The following is a 14,547-nucleotide window of genomic DNA, read 5'->3' as shown; positions in this document are numbered from 1 at the left end:
ATTATACAGGAAAATATTGACCCCGGGCAAGGTTTTTAGTATCTAAAGTGCCGATGAAAAGAGTAATCCTGATCGGCGACCGCAAGAAGGAACACATCAATAACGTCGTAAACGAACTCCAGCCCTGGCTCAATAAACAGCAGGTGAAGATAGCGGCGGTGGACCTGACCAACCGGCTTGATTTAAGCAAGGCCCGGGCCGACCTGATTATCGTCCTGGGCGGCGACGGCTCCATACTGTCCACGGCCCGCCGGCTGCATAATAACCCCATCCCGGTCATCGGCGTCAACCTGGGCAAATTCGGATTCCTGGCCGAGTATTCGCTGGAAGAACTAAAGGAATCATTCAGCCAGATTATCACCCGGCGGCTGAAGACCTCGTCATTAATGATGCTGGACTGCCTGATAAACCGGGGCAACAAGAAGGAAGGTCCGTTTATCGCGCTCAATGACGTGGTCGTCACCCGAGGCAGCATCTCCCGAATGGTCTATTTCCGGTTGTTTATCGACGGTAAGGAGATTACGGTCTTCGGGGCCGATGGCGTGATTATCTCAACGCCGGTCGGCTCGACCGCCTATTCGCTCTCGGCCGGCGGCCCGCTGGTCTCACCCGAAACGCAGTCGCTTATCATCACCCCGATCTGCGCCCATACCTTAAGCATGAGGACCCTGGTCCTGCCGCCTGATTCGACCGTCGAGCTCCAGCTGGCGGACGGCAGCGGGCATGAAATCATCCTGACCGTGGACGGACAGGTCTCAATGTACCTGCACCAGTCCGACCGGATAACCCTTAAGAAATCAAGAGCTGCCTTCCGGCTGGTCCGGTCAGGCCAGCGCAGTTTCTACGAGACCCTGCGGGAAAAACTCCACTGGGGCGGGCAGCCGCATTCGCAGAGATACACAATTAAATAGCATGAGCATCTTTAAGGCCTACGATATCCGCGGCAAATACCCCAAAGAACTGGATGAAGCCCAGGCCCGGGCTATCGGATGGGCCACAGCTCAATTTATCAAACGCCTCAAGAAACATGTTTCACTCCCCTCTATCAAGAGAGGAAAGGGGGTGTGTAAGATAGTTGTGGGCCGGGATGTCCGGATTTCCTCGCCCGCCCTGTCCCGGAGTCTCATCCAAGGACTTTTGGCCGGCGGCGCCGAGGTAACCGATATCGGCGTGGTCACCACGCCCATGTCCTATTTTGCCGGCGGGTTCTACAGATTCGACGGCAGCGTCATGGTCACCGCCTCGCATAACCCGCCGGAATATAACGGTTTCAAGATATGCCGCGAACAGGCCATGGCCCTGTCCGAGACCACCGGATTAAAGGATATCGAGAAACTGGCTGGTCAATATGCTTCGCCTAAAACCCAGACCCTCCCCCCCTTAAACAGCCTCAGTATCGTCCCGGACTATATAAAATTCATCAGGCGATTTATCAACACCGGCCGCCGGCCGCTGAGGATAGCGGTGGATTTTACCAACGGCAGCGTCGGGCCGATATTTAAAGAGATTTTCAACCGCCGACCAAACCTGGAAATTATTCCGCTATGCTTTGAACCGGACGGCCGGTTCCCCAATCACGACCCCAATCCGATGGAGGACGAAAATATCCGGGACCTGAAGCTGGCTATCCGGAAAACAAAGGCGGGCTTGGGCGTGGCCTTTGACGGCGACGGCGACCGGGTGATATTCCTGGATGAGCATGCCCAACGAATTCCCAATGACCTGGTGACAATCCTGATTGCCGGGGAAATCCTCAAGAATCATAAAAAAGAGAATATCGTCTACGACCTGCGTTCCAGCCGGATGGTCCAGGAACAGATTGCCAGGCTGGGCGGCCGGCCGGTCCGGGAGCGGGTCGGGCACGCCTTTATCAAGGCCACGATGAGACAGCACAATGCCGCCTTTGGCGGAGAACTCTCGGGCCATTATTATTACCGGGACAACTACTTTGCCGATTCGGCCCTGCTGACCTTTGTCCATCTCATCAATCTTATCAGCGGAAACAGCAAGCCCGTCTCCAAGATTATCAAGCCGCTCAGGAAATATTTCCATTCCGGGGAACTAAATTTCACCGTGGCGGACAAGTCTGAAAAAATGGCTGAAGCGGTACAGAGATTCTCGGACGGCAAGATAGATTATCTGGACGGCGTGACCGTCGAGTATGATGATTGGTGGTTCAACCTCAGGCCGTCTAATACCGAACCTCTATTGCGGCTGAATATTGAAGCCGACACGGCGCGCAAGTTAACATCCGCCCGCCGGGCCATAGAGAAAATACTGAAACGCTAAATAAATGTAGGCAATCTGCCAAAAATATCAGATTTCTACTTGACAAATCCGGGTTTTAATATATAATGCGCTAACTGGTTTTTGCGTCCTGATGCCCTGCGGGGATGAGGGGCGCTCCGTTCGCAGTACGCGATCCCTTCGGGTTCGTTAGCATCGGAGCGTTCGGAATCTTCGGGCACAGATAATAATCAGTATGTGAACATTTTGTCCACACTGAGGGAGGTGATAATAATGGACGGGCTTTATGGCCATGAGAAAATGGCCGAAGAAATACTTAACTACCTCAATGAAGGTATGAAAGGAGTAACGAGGATGTTTGACCAACAGAAAATGGCGCAAACGGTTCTTAATCTGGCCAAGGATTACACCAACACCACTATGCAGGTGATGAAGACATCATGGGACATGTATGAGAAGACACTGGACACCCTGATGAAACAGGGCTCGGTGGCCCAAGACGAGGGCCAGAAATTAATGGCTGATTGGATGACCAGGGCAAAGCAGGGACAACAGCAGTATTGGAATTTGATGGAAGAAAACATGAAGAAGATGGAAACCCATTTCAACCATACCTGGGATGGCGGCCATAAGAAAACCACAAAGTAGTCGTTGACAATAAGGATAACTTACCCAGCATCCGTCCGAAAAGGCAGGTGCTGGGTAATATTTTTTAGGCCGGACAAACAAAAGAATAAATAGGCACCGGATAGGCAATCTTAGTGTAACCCATCTCGCTTAATGACTTCTTGTTTGCGGCATTCACCAGAACCACCACGCCTTTTATCCGGCATTTGGAAGCCGCCACCAGGGTATCCAGGATGGCCTTGGCAATGACGGTCTCGCGCAGCAGGTCGTGGACAATCAGCACTTCGTCATTAGCGGATATTTTGCCGAATACCTTGGGCGCATTCCGGGCCAGGTCGCCCCGCTCGCTCCAGATCACCAGGTCCTTCTTGAGCAGATGGGCCACCGTGCTGACAATGGGCAGCGTGCCGAATGAATAGTTCACCGTAACCGTATCCGTGCCCAGAATCTTGGTCACCTTGTTCAAGTCGACGACCTCGCGGGCCATAAAATCCCTGAGGGCGGTGATGACACTGTCCTTAACCTTATTGTCATCCCATAAGGCGTCAAAGTTAAAGTATTCCAGTCCGCTGTCGTAAAAACCCGGGATGGGTTTATTGGCGCCCAGGACCTTTTTGGCAAAACCCTCGGCCAAGGACTGGTAATTGGTAATCATAATATTTTCCTTTCTGTTAAGTTTTCAATGATGCTGTCCCAAGAACGGTAATCTGCCAATAACTATAGCAAGCGTTTCCAGCCGGGTCAATAATTATTTGAATATTTTATTGACCCCGCACTTACTTTAGAGTATAAATACCCGTATCGGTAAGATTGCAGATAACTTAATTAAACGACATTACTAATATTAAAGTAAGTGCGGGGCTGACGCCCCCATAAGGAAAAGGAGAGGAAATTATGGCAGTAGCAAGAGTAACCCAAATCGTGTCATCTTCAGCCAAGGGCATTGAAGAAGCCATGCAGGAAGGCCTGAGACGGGCCAACAAGACCCTGCGCGGCATCACCGGCCTGGAACTGACCAAGCTGAACTGCAAGGTGGAAAACGGCAAGATAGTTGAATACCGCGTCCATATGAATGTAACATTCATCCTGGAAGATTAATCCCTGACGTGAACAGTAGGCAGTAAACAGTAGACAGTAACTGGCTGCTGTCCACTGCCCTACTGACTACTGTCTACCGAATTACTTATTTCCGTGACGGTTTCTATCATCATAGTCAATTACAACACCAGGGAACATCTCCTGAAATGCATCGGAGCGGCCCTGTCGCAGGCCAGAGAGATGGATGGCCGGATGGTGGTGATTGACAACGGCTCTTCAGACGGCAGCGCTGATGCGGTCCAGCAGGCCTACCGAGATGTCATTCTCATCCGCAACAAACAGAATTACGGATTTGCCAAAGCGGTCAATCAGGGACTGAGCTCAGCCAAAGACAGCCAATACCACCTGATATTGAACAGCGATGCGGTTTTGGGAACTGATTACCTGAAAAAGACCGTCGGGTTCCTGGAGTCGCATCCCGAATGCGCCGTAGTCGCCGGCCAGCTCCTGAATCCGGACGGCTCACGCCAGAATTCATTTGATAATTTCCCGTCTATCTTGAGCGAGACGCTCGGCAAGGGATTGCTCAGGATTATCCTCCCGAAGAAATACCCGAGCAAGAAGCAGGCCGATACCGCGCCGCGCGAGGTGGAATCCGTAATCGGCGCGGCCATGCTGGTCCGGCAAAAAGCCATAGCAGATACCGGGCTGCTGGATGAGGACTACTTCTTATTCCTGGAGGAAACCGACTGGTGCTTTCGGATGCGCCAAAAAGGCTGGCGGACCTGTTTCCTGCCAGAGGCCGCGGTCCGGCACTTGCAGGGCGAGAGCAAGAAACTGGTGCTGATACCGGCCAAGATAGAATACCTTAATTCCTTATATAAATTCTTCCGTAAGCGCCATAATATCCTGTCTTATGCGCTCTTACGCCTGGTAAAGCCGGTCAGGATAGTTTTGGGATTGATTGCGAATCTGCTCCTGACGATTTTAACTATCGGCCTGGCGCGGCGTTTCAGGGGAAACGCCCGGTTATATGCCTTACTCGCATTCTGGCACTTGAGATTCTGCACGGAGAAGATGACACTCCGGTATATCAGCCAAAATAAATAACAGATTATTGGACAAGCGAACCAGAAATTATTATCATCGGGTGCTCTATTGGGCTAGCCTAGCTCAATGGTAGAGCCCCGGTTTTGTAAACCGGAGGTTGTGGGTTCGAATCCCACGGCTAGCTTTTTACTGCCACTTAGGAACGTAGTGAGTTAGTGGCAGTTATCCCGCTAAATGGCGGGACATATTTGCTGTAATTGGAACCATCACAGCAAGAAATCTTGGGCAGGCCCCGTTAGAAGCAAGTCGCCAAAGGTGACCATCTGACGCCGTAGGCGCCATGGCTTCTAACGGGGCAGGTACCCAAGTGGTTAAAGGGGACAGACTGTAAATCTGTTGGCGATGCCTTCGGGGGTTCGAATCCCTCCCTGCCCATATTAGAAACTCTTTCCCGACGAATGTCGGGATTAGAATTTCTTATATCCCGACAGTATTTGTCGGGAGTACTACGGCTTACGCCCCGATGGACATCGGGGCATAACAGGCTGTAACGCCATCACGCAACCATTCGGATACGGGCTGGTTAACAGCCCATAATGCGGGCGTAGCTTAATGGTAAAGTCCCAGCCTTCCAAGCTGGTAATGTGGGTTCGATTCCCATCGCCCGCTCTTATCTGCCAGTTTGAGCGAAGCGACTTACTGGCAGTTAGACCCTGAGTAACACGAAGGGTCGTTGATGCAAAGCGCTGATAATGTGGGTCCCCTTCTGGTTCCGATGTTATATCGGAACCATCAGGGTAAACCTACCCCATCGCCCGCTTAGAAACTGTTAGACCTATGGTTGTTATCCCTCGACCCCGCCCCGATGGACATCGGGGGAACCCCAGAGGGGCAGTTTCTTATCCCGCCGATGCGGAATACCAGGCGAGATAATTTTACAAAAATCCGTTATTTCCTTGACAGTTGAAACAATATTGTAATAATATAAAAAATTCCAGACTGCCTGCCGGCTAAATGCGGGCGTCTAATAGTGTGCTGTTGTAGCTCAGCCAGTAGAGCACGTCCTTGGTAAGGACGAGGTCATGGGTGCAAATCCCATCAACAGCTAAGAAAGAAAACAATAAAGAGAAAAGGAGCAATTTATGGCAAAGGAAAAATTTGACAGGACTAAACCCCACTTGAACGTGGGAACTATCGGGCATATTGACCACGGGAAGACCATTTTAACCAGCACGATAACCAACATTCTGGCCAAGCATAAGCTGTCTAACGCCCGGTCATATGCGGAGATTGCCAAGGGCGGCGAGCAAAGAGGCGAAACCAAGATTCTGACCATTATGGTCGCCCACGTGGAATATGCCACAGCCAAGCGGCATTATGCCCATATCGACTGCCCGGGCCATGCGGACTACATCAAGAACATGATTACCGGCGCCGCCCAGATGGATGGCGCTATCCTGGTCGTCTCCGGCGTGGACGGCCCGATGCCCCAGACCCGCGAACACGTTCTGCTGGCCCGCCAGGTGCAGGTTCCGGCCATGGTGGTCTTCCTGTCGAAAACAGACTTGGTTGAAGACCCGGAACTGCTTGATATCGTGGAAGTGGAGATCAGGGACCTGTTAAACAAATATAATTTCCCGGGCGACAAGACCCCGATTATCAGAGGCGCGGCCTTAAAGGCGCTGGAATGCATGTGCGCCAAGAGAGAATGCCAGTGGTGCGGTTCTATCTGGAAATTGATGGACGCCATTGATGAGTTTATTCCGGAACCGGTTCGCGAGGTAGATAAACCTTTCCTGATGCAGATCGAAGACGTATTCAGCATCAAGGGCCGCGGCACCGTCGGCACCGGCCGTATTGAAAGAGGCCGGATTAAAGTCAATGACCCGGTTGACATCATCGGTTTCACCAAGGAAATCAAGAAGAGCGTGGTTACCGGCGTGGAAATGTTCAACAAGCTGCTGGACGAAGGCATTACCGGCGACAACGTCGGCGTGCTCTTAAGAGGCGTGGAGAAAGACGAACTGGAAAGAGGTATGGTTCTTTGTACGCCGGGCACAGTCACGCCGCACGTGAAGTTTGAAGGCGAAGTTTATATCCTGTCCAAGGATGAAGGCGGCCGGCATACGCCGTTCTTCACCGGTTACAGGCCCCAGTTCTTCTTCAGGACAACCGATGTCACCGGCGCGGTCACACTGCCCCAGGGCGTGGAAATGGTGATGCCCGGGGACAATAGCCGCCTGACCGTGGAATTGATTACGCCTGTGGCAATGGAAGAGAAACAGCGTTTTGCCATCCGTGAAGGCGGCAAGACGGTTGGCGCCGGTGTGGTTACCAAGATTCTGCAATAAGTTATGTTGTGGTCAATTAGATGCCTAAGCGGAACTGATGCACACACATAAATACGATTATCTTGTTCCATTATTGCCGTTGTGCGGTAGTGTTTACATTATAACATGGAAAGATTGGTGCTGATAAAATGAGGGAATGGATTTTTCTTGAGTGTACCAAGTGCGGCAACCGGTATTACCGCACCAGCAAGAATACGAAGAAACAGGCAAAGCTCGAGTTGAAGAAATTCTGCCGTATTTGCCGGGCTCATACGCCCCATAAAGAGAAAAAGAAATAATTGGATTACTATAGGTCTGTAGCTCCAATTGGTAGAGCGACGGTTTCCAAAACCGTATGTTGGGGGTTCGAGTCCCTCCAGACCTGTTTCCCCCCTGCCAGGAAACGGTCGGAGAATAATATCCCGGATTGATATAAATTATGAAACTGATTACTTACAAAGAAAGAGAAGGCCTGATAATCCGCTTTGTCACCTGGGCCATGGCTACCCTCTTTACCCTGTTCGGGTGCGTCTCGCTTTTCTATTATATCCCGCCTGAAAATATAACCACGATACCGCCCCAAAAGACCTTCTGGGGCTATACCGTCCAGCAACTGATGGGCAGTGACGCCTTATATACCATCCCGTTTTTCGAGGTGAATATTACGATAGGAACCCTTATCTCTGTGACATTGTTTATTCTGGTCGTCATTATTATAAACCGTTTCGTCATCAATGGCCCTAAACCGGCTGATTTCCTGATTGAAACCGAATTTGAACTCAAGAAGGTTTCCTGGCCTCCCAAGAATGAATACTGGGGGTCTTCGATTGCCGTTATTGTTTCGGTCGTCGTGATCGGCATGTTTATATTTATCGTCGATAGGCTGCTCACGCAAATTATGAAACTGATCTATCTGCAATAAACCCGGCACATAAGTTATGTCCCGGGCAAACAGCATATCGTTGAGGAATTATCCCGACAGATAGTGCATTGATAACGGCGCATCTGGCGCCATACAAAGAAAGAGGTCATCCGTGGCTAAGAATTGGTATGTGGTTATAACACCGACAAATAAAGAAGAATTTACCAGAAATGCCTTGGAAGAACGGATTAAATCAAAAGGGATGGAATCTACCATTTTCAAGGTGCTGGTGCCCAAGGAACGAATAACGGAACTCAGGGGCAAGCAGAAAAAGGTGGTTGAGCGTAAAAAATATCCCGGCTACGTCTTCGTGGAAACGGATATGAGCGAACAGGTCTGGCTATTCGTCAAGGAAACGCCGGGCGTGACAAATTTCCTGGGCGACCGTAACCCCACGCCGGTAAAGGCGCCGGAAATAGAACAAATCCTGCTCGGCGACGCCACGACATCTTCCGGCGCGGAAGCGGACATAAAAATCAAGTTCAAGAAAGGCGAGAACGTCAAAATCAAAGAGGGGCCGTTTGAGACCTTTGAAGGCGTAGTGGACGAGATTATCCCCTCAAAAGGAATGGTAAAAGTAAATATTATCGTATTCAACCGCCCGACCTCAGTGGAATTAGGTTACTGGCAGATTGAATCGATTTAAGCATCCGAAGGAGTTTATCCTATGGAATCAAAATCGCTGAATTTCCTGAAGGAACTGGTTAATTCCCCGAGCCCGTCCGGCTACGAACAACCGACCCAGGAAATCTGGTGCAAATACGTCCGCCCCTTTGTTGACGAGATAAAGAAGGACGTGCACGGCAACGCCATCGCGGTCATCAATCCCAAGGGCAAGCCGCGCCTGATGTTCAGCGGGCATTGCGATGAAATCGGCCTGATGGTGCGCTATATTGACGACAAAGGCTACATCTATTTCGGCGCCATCGGCGGCATTGACACCGGCATCCTGCCGGGCCAGAGATTTCACATCCATACCAAGAAAGGCCCCGTTTTGGGCGTGGTCGGCAAGAAAGCCATCCACCTGATGGAGGAAGAGGAACGCAAATCAGCCGGCAGTCCCAAGATTTATTCTCTCTGGCTTGATATCGGCGCCAAGAATAAGGCCGAGGTGGAGAAAATAATCGATATCGGCGATCCGATAACCTTCGCGGTCGGGTTTGAGAATCTCAAGAACGACCTGATCGTGGCCCGCGGTTTTGACGATAAGATGGGCGCCTTTGTGGTGGCTGAAACATTAAGATTAATCTCCAGGCAGCGCCCGAAGGCCGCGGTTTTCGGGGTCTCGACCGTCCAGGAAGAAATCGGCATCCGGGGCGCCCGGACCAGCGCCTACGGCATCAGCCCGGACGTCGGCATTGCCATCGACGTTACCTTCGCGACGGACCATCCGGATTCCAATCCCAAAAGAATCGGCGATATAAAACTGGGCTCCGGACCGGTCATCTCGCGCGGGCCGAATATCAATCCGATGGTTTTTGAGATACTAACCAATACGGCCAAGAGCAATAAAATCTCCTGCCAGATTGAGGCCGCGCCGGGCGCCACCGGAACCGACGCTAACGCCATCCAGATGAACAAAAGCGGCGTGGCGGCCGGACTGGTCAGCGTTCCGAACCGTTATATGCACACTCCGATAGAGGTGATTGCGTTATCCGACCTGGAAAATACCTCAAAATTACTGGCGGCGTTTACCCTTAAATTAACTCCGAATATCAGTTTTATACCGTAATTTCTTTACATCAGTAACAGAAATTATTATAGTGGGAAACCTTTGATGGTAATACCGGGTTGGTATTGTGTATTTAAGGAAGGATTAATCTTATGGCGAAAGAAGTAAAAGCGGTGGTGAAGTTACAATGCCCGGGTGGCCAAGCCACCCCTGCCCCGCCGGTCGGACCGGCGTTGGGACAGCACGGCGTTAATATCGGTGAATTTGTCACCCGCTTTAATGCCTTGACCAAGAACAACCAGGGAATCGTTACCCCGGTGGTAATTACAATATACAAAGACCGTTCCTTTGATTTTATAATGAAGACGCCGCCGGCCTCGGTCCTGCTTAAAAAGGCGGCCGGGTTGGCTCAGGGGTCGGGCGAACCGAATAAAGTCAAGGTCGGCAAGGTAAGCAAACAACAGGTCCGCGAGATTGCCAAGACCAAAATCAAGGACCTTAATACCACTGACCTGGATAAGGCGGTAAAAATAATAGAGGGCACAGCCCGGAATATGGGAATTGAGGTAGCAGATGAAGAAAAGAAGTAAACGATACCAGAAAATAACCGCCCAGCTGACCGGGGTCAAAGCCCCGACCGCTGAAACAGGCAAGCCGAAAACAGAGGGCAAGAAGAAATTCTATACCATACCCGAAGCGGTAACCACCTTAAAGTCCCTGCCGCCGGTGAAATTCGACGCCACCGTGGAAGTGGCTATCCGTTTGGGCATTGATACCAAGAAAAGCGAGCAGGCCATGCGCGGCTCGTTGAGTTTTCCCAAGGGCATCGGCAGGACCCGTAAGGTTATAGTCTTTGCGGCCGGCAAAGAGGCGGAGGAAGCCCGGGCGGCCGGAGCCGATGAAGTCGGGCTTGACGAACTAATCAAGAAAATAGAAGGCGGTTGGACCGATTTTGACGTGGCCATCGCGCCGCCCAACCTGATGAAACAGGTCAGCAAACTCGGCAAAGTGCTCGGCCCGGCCGGCAAGATGCCGTCGCCCAAGACCGGGACCGTCACCGATGAAATCAAGGTGGCCGTGAAGGAATTCAAGGCGGGAAAAACCGAATACCGGACCGATGCCGACGGTAATATCCATATGCCGGTGGGCAAGGTGTCTTTTTCGCCCCCGGATTTAGAAGTAAATATCAATACGGCCGTAGAACATATTAAATCGCACCGGCCGGCCGGCGTTAAGGGTGATTTTATCAGGAGTATTACGATATCATCAACCATGGGACCGGGACTGGCAATAAAGATTAAATAATCCGGGTAAAAAGATAGGGGAAAAAGTTATGTCCAAGAAACTGAAGACTAAAGTAGTAAAAGAATTGTCAGGCCGGTACGATTCCATAGACCATTGCTTCCTGGTCGATTACCGCGGCATGAAGGCCAGCGAGCTGAACAAATTCCGCTCATTCCTCAAGGAAAGCAAAATAAATGTCAATGTGGTAAAGAACACCCTGCTCAGGAAAGTGGCCACAAAGAAAGGCGTCCAGTTTGACCGGTTCAGCCCGTTTATGAATGTCCCGATTGCCCTGGTTTATTCCAACGAAGTCGACAGTATCGGCACGGCCAAGCGGTTAGTCAGCTGGACCGCCAAGAACAAGCTGCCGGAAATCAAAGGCGGTTATGCCGAAGGCAAGGCCATTAGCGTCGGAGAGGTAAAGAAACTGGCCCTGTTGCCTTCCCGGGAGGTATTACTGGCTCATTTAGCCGGCGCCTTCAAGTCGCCGACCACCAGATTAGCCCGGGGCCTTTCAGAATTGATTGCCAAATTCCCGAGGGCATTGAATCAATACGCTGCCAAGCCCCGCACATAACTTCCCGTCAGAAATAATGGGAATTGCCAAAGCATGATTCCAATCGGCTCTCACCTCGCATCTAAGGTCTTATGAACGTGATAAGAGCCGGTAAGCCGTTGCGCTCCAGCCGATTATAAGAAGTAACGTTGCTATGCGATTTGGGATGAGGCGATTTTACCGTCCTTGACGGCTACTTCGCCTGTTTTTTCCAGCACTTCCAGCCAGATGTGGTCATCTTCCATCTTATCCCTGATACCGGCCATCTTGCCGCAATAGGAACAGCGGACATAAGGACTCGGCAGAGTCTCGCCGTTGACAACCACGAATTCGTTCGGCGTGCTGGCTCCGCAATGAATACAAAAACCTACCATATAACTATCTGCTTAATTTCACTACCAGTGTCTGCAAGGCCAGGTCTTCCGGGAGCCGGCCGGTCTTTATGGCCAGGTCGGCGGCTAACAATTTATTATAGCGCGATAACAGCAGGGCGTTGTTATTCCGGTATCTGGCGTTATAGGCAAAGGCCCCGCGCAAAAACCCCAGAATCCTGTTAACCGACTCCCCTTTCCTCAACAGTTGATTGGCGACCTTAAGCGCCAGATCCGGCTGCCGGTTAATAATGGCATTGCTCAACTCCTTTATATCAAAGTCCTTCTCGGTGTCAACAAAATCACGTATTGATTCGGCAGAAATTATCCCGTCATCCTTATGGAAAAGGACCAGCTTTTTCAGGACGGCGTCTATCCGGGCCAGGTCATTGCCGGTCTTTTCCGCCAGCAATCCGGCCGCGGACAATGAAATCTTCTTGTTATAGATATTCAACTGGCTGGCAATCCAGCCCGGCAGATTCTCTTCCCTAATCGGCTCGCATTCAATAATCCAACCCTTCTTATCCAAAAGGCGGCTAAAGGGGGCCGAAAACCCCGCGCATTTATCGGCGAATATCACCAGCCGGGTAAAGAAGGTCTGTCCGGAAAGGTAATCAGACAATGGTTTTTCCATCTTATTGATAAAGTCGGTTTTGTCGGCCGCGCTTAACAGAACCAGACGGCTTTTGTTGAGAAAAGGCACGGCATAGAGTTCGGTCCAGAACTCCGGCTCATTGAAATTAGCCGTATCAAAGCGCCTGACTGACTCGCCCACTTCAACGCCAGTTAGCAACCGGGATAATATCCCCAGTCCCTTTTCCTTGAGTTCCGCCACTTGTTTGGCCGGGCCGGTGAAGATATAAAGCGGTGGCACTGTCTGAGCCCCGAAATAATCGGGACTCCGCTGCGGCTCCGCCGAACAGGACTTTATCTGTTTGAGAAATTCTGCAAATAACATAGTGCGTTAAGCGTAGAGCGTAGAGCGTAGAGCGTCTTAATGAAGACACAAAGCGCATAACACCAAACGCTATAAGTTCATTTCCTTATCTTACCTTCTCCTGATAAACAGCATCGGATACACGATATCGCTCAGACAACAGGGTATCAGCACCGAGAATACCGTAATCAATAACACAATCCCGAAGTTGGCCAGCCAGTCAGACATGCCAAAGGCAACCAGATAAAGAAGCGTAGCCATGGTGCTGACCAGGACGTGCCCGGAATGGGATAAAAAGGTGCTATAGCGGACATAGACACCGCTCCAGAAACCAATCAGGATTCCGATAAATACAAAGGGCAGGACGAGCATCGAGTGCTCGGCCAGGCAGAAGTGCCAGGCCATATTGCCGCCGAACAGGTTGCCGCACAGATACGGCAGGACAATATCGCTCAGGGAACACAGGACCACGCTGCCGGTAAACCCGACAAAGGAGGCGTAGAGCGTGTAGCGTATAGCGTGGAGCGTGGAAAATGAAGATAATTTTCGTGCTGACAATCTCCTAAACATAGCGGTGGTGGCAACGGCGCTCAGGAGAAGATGGGTCGGGTGAAAGAGATGGAAAATATTGACCAGATGCCGGACCTTGCCCGCCATAGTCAGGCCGGCGATAATGGCGATGCCGACGAGGGCGCTGAGGACGGAAAAAGGCAGGTGATGCAGGAGTTCCTTTAATATCCACTTAAACCGCCCTTGGGGCGGCATCTCGGAATGGTGATGGGAACAAAACGGATCTGAACATTTATTGTCGCTCATAGTATAGATGAATATACCATTCCTCTATAAGCCATACAAGAAAAATAAGAGGTGGCATTGCCTCGCCCTCTAACCTCTATCGCCTCACCAGTGGTGAGGTATAGCCCCCAGAGATAACCCCTATCGCCTCGCCAGAGGTGAGGTATAGCCCCCAGAGATAACCCCTATCGCCTCGCCAGAGGTGAGGTATAGCCCCCAGAGATAACATCTACCACCTCGCCAGTGGTGAGGTAGAGCCCCCAGAGATAACATCTATCGCCTCGCCAGAGGTGGTCTATGGCCCTCAGAGAGAATCTCTCCCGCCTCGCCAGAGGTGGTCTATAGCCCTCAGAGAGGACCTCTATCGCCCTCAGAGAGGGGCTCTATCCAGGGGGGTATAGGGGTATCTTGCCCTAAGTCATTGAAAGATAAGGGGCATCAATTACTGAAGGTGTGAATGGCTATTCCGGAATGAAAGGTTTTAACCCCTGTTTTCTATAGAGGTAGATGTTCCATCTGACGGTATCGTAATGGTATTTAAGCCGTTGGGCAATCCGCTTAAACCCAATCTGCTGGTCTGATAGATAAAGAATCTGGAGGCGCCGGCGTTTGTTATACCGGCCGATTAGGGCATAACGTTCCAGCCAAAACGAGACCTTCTTTTTCTCTTCCGGTGTGAGTTTAATAAATTGGTGCGGATATGGCATAGTAGTACACC

18 protein-coding genes and 5 tRNA genes are annotated in these 14,547 nt (G+C 51.0%); 18 read left to right on the top strand and 5 right to left on the bottom strand.

Annotation, left to right across the window (positions count from 1 at the left end; genetic code table 11):
- Window positions 1-53 precede the first annotated feature (53 nt).
- The 3 genes from HZA49_04490 to HZA49_04480 all read left to right on the top strand — a co-directional run bounded on the left by HZA49_04490 (window position 54) and on the right by HZA49_04480 (window position 2,895).
- Window positions 54-911 carry an NAD(+)/NADH kinase gene (locus HZA49_04490; protein MBI5778692.1) on the top strand — a complete coding sequence of 286 codons (858 nt, stop codon included), beginning with the start codon at window positions 54-56 and terminating at the stop codon, window positions 909-911.
- Between the two features lies 1 nt (window position 912).
- Window positions 913-2,289, top strand: coding sequence for a phosphomannomutase/phosphoglucomutase (locus HZA49_04485; GenBank protein ID MBI5778691.1), 1,377 nt, complete (start codon window positions 913-915; stop codon window positions 2,287-2,289).
- 231 nt (window positions 2,290-2,520) lie between these two features.
- Window positions 2,521-2,895 (top strand): hypothetical protein, encoded by a 375-nt coding sequence (locus tag HZA49_04480; GenBank protein MBI5778690.1) that lies wholly within the window; start codon window positions 2,521-2,523, stop codon window positions 2,893-2,895.
- A 64-nt stretch (window positions 2,896-2,959) separates the two neighbouring features.
- On the opposite strand, the gene HZA49_04475 is transcribed toward HZA49_04480, so the two are convergent.
- Window positions 2,960-3,529: a hypothetical protein gene (locus tag HZA49_04475; protein MBI5778689.1), complete on the bottom strand. Its 570-nt coding sequence runs from the start codon at window positions 3,527-3,529 to the stop codon at window positions 2,960-2,962.
- A 239-nt stretch (window positions 3,530-3,768) separates the two neighbouring features.
- Here HZA49_04475 and HZA49_04470 point away from each other — a divergent pair, with 239 nt between their 5' ends.
- The 15 genes from HZA49_04470 to HZA49_04400 all read left to right on the top strand — a co-directional run bounded on the left by HZA49_04470 (window position 3,769) and on the right by HZA49_04400 (window position 11,747).
- Window positions 3,769-3,972, top strand: a complete 204-nt coding sequence (locus HZA49_04470; GenBank protein MBI5778688.1) for a dodecin domain-containing protein — start codon at window positions 3,769-3,771, stop codon at window positions 3,970-3,972.
- 93 nt (window positions 3,973-4,065) lie between these two features.
- The gene (locus HZA49_04465; protein MBI5778687.1) at window positions 4,066-5,022 is read left to right on the top strand and encodes a glycosyltransferase family 2 protein; all 957 of its coding nucleotides are present in this window, start codon (window positions 4,066-4,068) and stop codon (window positions 5,020-5,022) included.
- A gap of 52 nt (window positions 5,023-5,074) precedes the next feature.
- Window positions 5,075-5,146 (top strand) — tRNA-Thr (locus tag HZA49_04460).
- 169 nt (window positions 5,147-5,315) lie between these two features.
- Window positions 5,316-5,397: transfer RNA gene (locus HZA49_04455), tRNA-Tyr, on the top strand.
- A 163-nt stretch (window positions 5,398-5,560) separates the two neighbouring features.
- Window positions 5,561-5,631: transfer RNA gene (locus HZA49_04450), tRNA-Gly, on the top strand.
- A gap of 365 nt (window positions 5,632-5,996) precedes the next feature.
- A tRNA-Thr gene (locus HZA49_04445) sits at window positions 5,997-6,069 on the top strand.
- Between the two features lie 35 nt (window positions 6,070-6,104).
- Window positions 6,105-7,313, top strand: a complete 1,209-nt coding sequence (tuf, locus tag HZA49_04440; protein ID MBI5778686.1) for an elongation factor Tu — start codon at window positions 6,105-6,107, stop codon at window positions 7,311-7,313.
- Window positions 7,314-7,441: 128 nt separating this feature from the next.
- Window positions 7,442-7,591, top strand: coding sequence for a 50S ribosomal protein L33 (rpmG, locus tag HZA49_04435; protein ID MBI5778685.1), 150 nt, complete (start codon window positions 7,442-7,444; stop codon window positions 7,589-7,591).
- A 12-nt stretch (window positions 7,592-7,603) separates the two neighbouring features.
- A tRNA-Trp gene (locus tag HZA49_04430) sits at window positions 7,604-7,677 on the top strand.
- Window positions 7,678-7,908: 231 nt separating this feature from the next.
- Window positions 7,909-8,214 (top strand): preprotein translocase subunit SecE, encoded by a 306-nt coding sequence (secE, locus tag HZA49_04425; GenBank protein MBI5778684.1) that lies wholly within the window; start codon window positions 7,909-7,911, stop codon window positions 8,212-8,214.
- Window positions 8,215-8,326: 112 nt separating this feature from the next.
- A complete protein-coding gene (nusG, locus tag HZA49_04420; GenBank protein MBI5778683.1) occupies window positions 8,327-8,860 on the top strand; it encodes a transcription termination/antitermination factor NusG in 534 nt (177 codons plus the stop codon).
- Between the two features lie 21 nt (window positions 8,861-8,881).
- Window positions 8,882-9,946 carry a M42 family metallopeptidase gene (locus HZA49_04415; protein ID MBI5778682.1) on the top strand — a complete coding sequence of 355 codons (1,065 nt, stop codon included), beginning with the start codon at window positions 8,882-8,884 and terminating at the stop codon, window positions 9,944-9,946.
- 92 nt (window positions 9,947-10,038) lie between these two features.
- Window positions 10,039-10,476, top strand: a complete 438-nt coding sequence (rplK, locus tag HZA49_04410; protein MBI5778681.1) for a 50S ribosomal protein L11 — start codon at window positions 10,039-10,041, stop codon at window positions 10,474-10,476.
- A complete protein-coding gene (gene rplA, locus HZA49_04405; protein MBI5778680.1) occupies window positions 10,460-11,191 on the top strand; it encodes a 50S ribosomal protein L1 in 732 nt (243 codons plus the stop codon). The genes rplK and rplA overlap by 17 nt, the downstream gene beginning before the upstream one ends.
- Window positions 11,192-11,219: 28 nt before the next feature.
- Entirely contained in the window at window positions 11,220-11,747 is a 528-nt protein-coding gene (locus HZA49_04400) for a 50S ribosomal protein L10 (GenBank protein MBI5778679.1), read from the top strand.
- 131 nt (window positions 11,748-11,878) lie between these two features.
- Here HZA49_04400 and HZA49_04395 read toward each other — a convergent pair whose 3' ends face one another.
- The 4 genes from HZA49_04395 to HZA49_04380 form a co-directional block, all read right to left on the bottom strand.
- Window positions 11,879-12,100, bottom strand: coding sequence for a hypothetical protein (locus HZA49_04395; protein ID MBI5778678.1), 222 nt, complete (start codon window positions 12,098-12,100; stop codon window positions 11,879-11,881).
- A gap of 4 nt (window positions 12,101-12,104) precedes the next feature.
- A complete protein-coding gene (gene holA / locus HZA49_04390) occupies window positions 12,105-13,055 on the bottom strand; it encodes a DNA polymerase III subunit delta (GenBank protein ID MBI5778677.1) in 951 nt (316 codons plus the stop codon).
- 90 nt (window positions 13,056-13,145) lie between these two features.
- Window positions 13,146-13,850, bottom strand: coding sequence for a hypothetical protein (locus HZA49_04385; GenBank protein MBI5778676.1), 705 nt, complete (start codon window positions 13,848-13,850; stop codon window positions 13,146-13,148).
- A 440-nt stretch (window positions 13,851-14,290) separates the two neighbouring features.
- A complete protein-coding gene (locus HZA49_04380) occupies window positions 14,291-14,536 on the bottom strand; it encodes a helix-turn-helix domain-containing protein (GenBank protein MBI5778675.1) in 246 nt (81 codons plus the stop codon).
- Window positions 14,537-14,547: the final 11 nt, after the last annotated feature.

It is taken from the genome of Planctomycetota bacterium (assembly GCA_016235865.1).
Classification (GTDB): domain Bacteria; phylum Planctomycetota; class MHYJ01; order JACQXL01; family JACQXL01; genus JACRIK01.
Note: the sequence above shows the minus strand (reverse complement) of the source record. Positions and strands in the feature narration are given on the sequence as shown.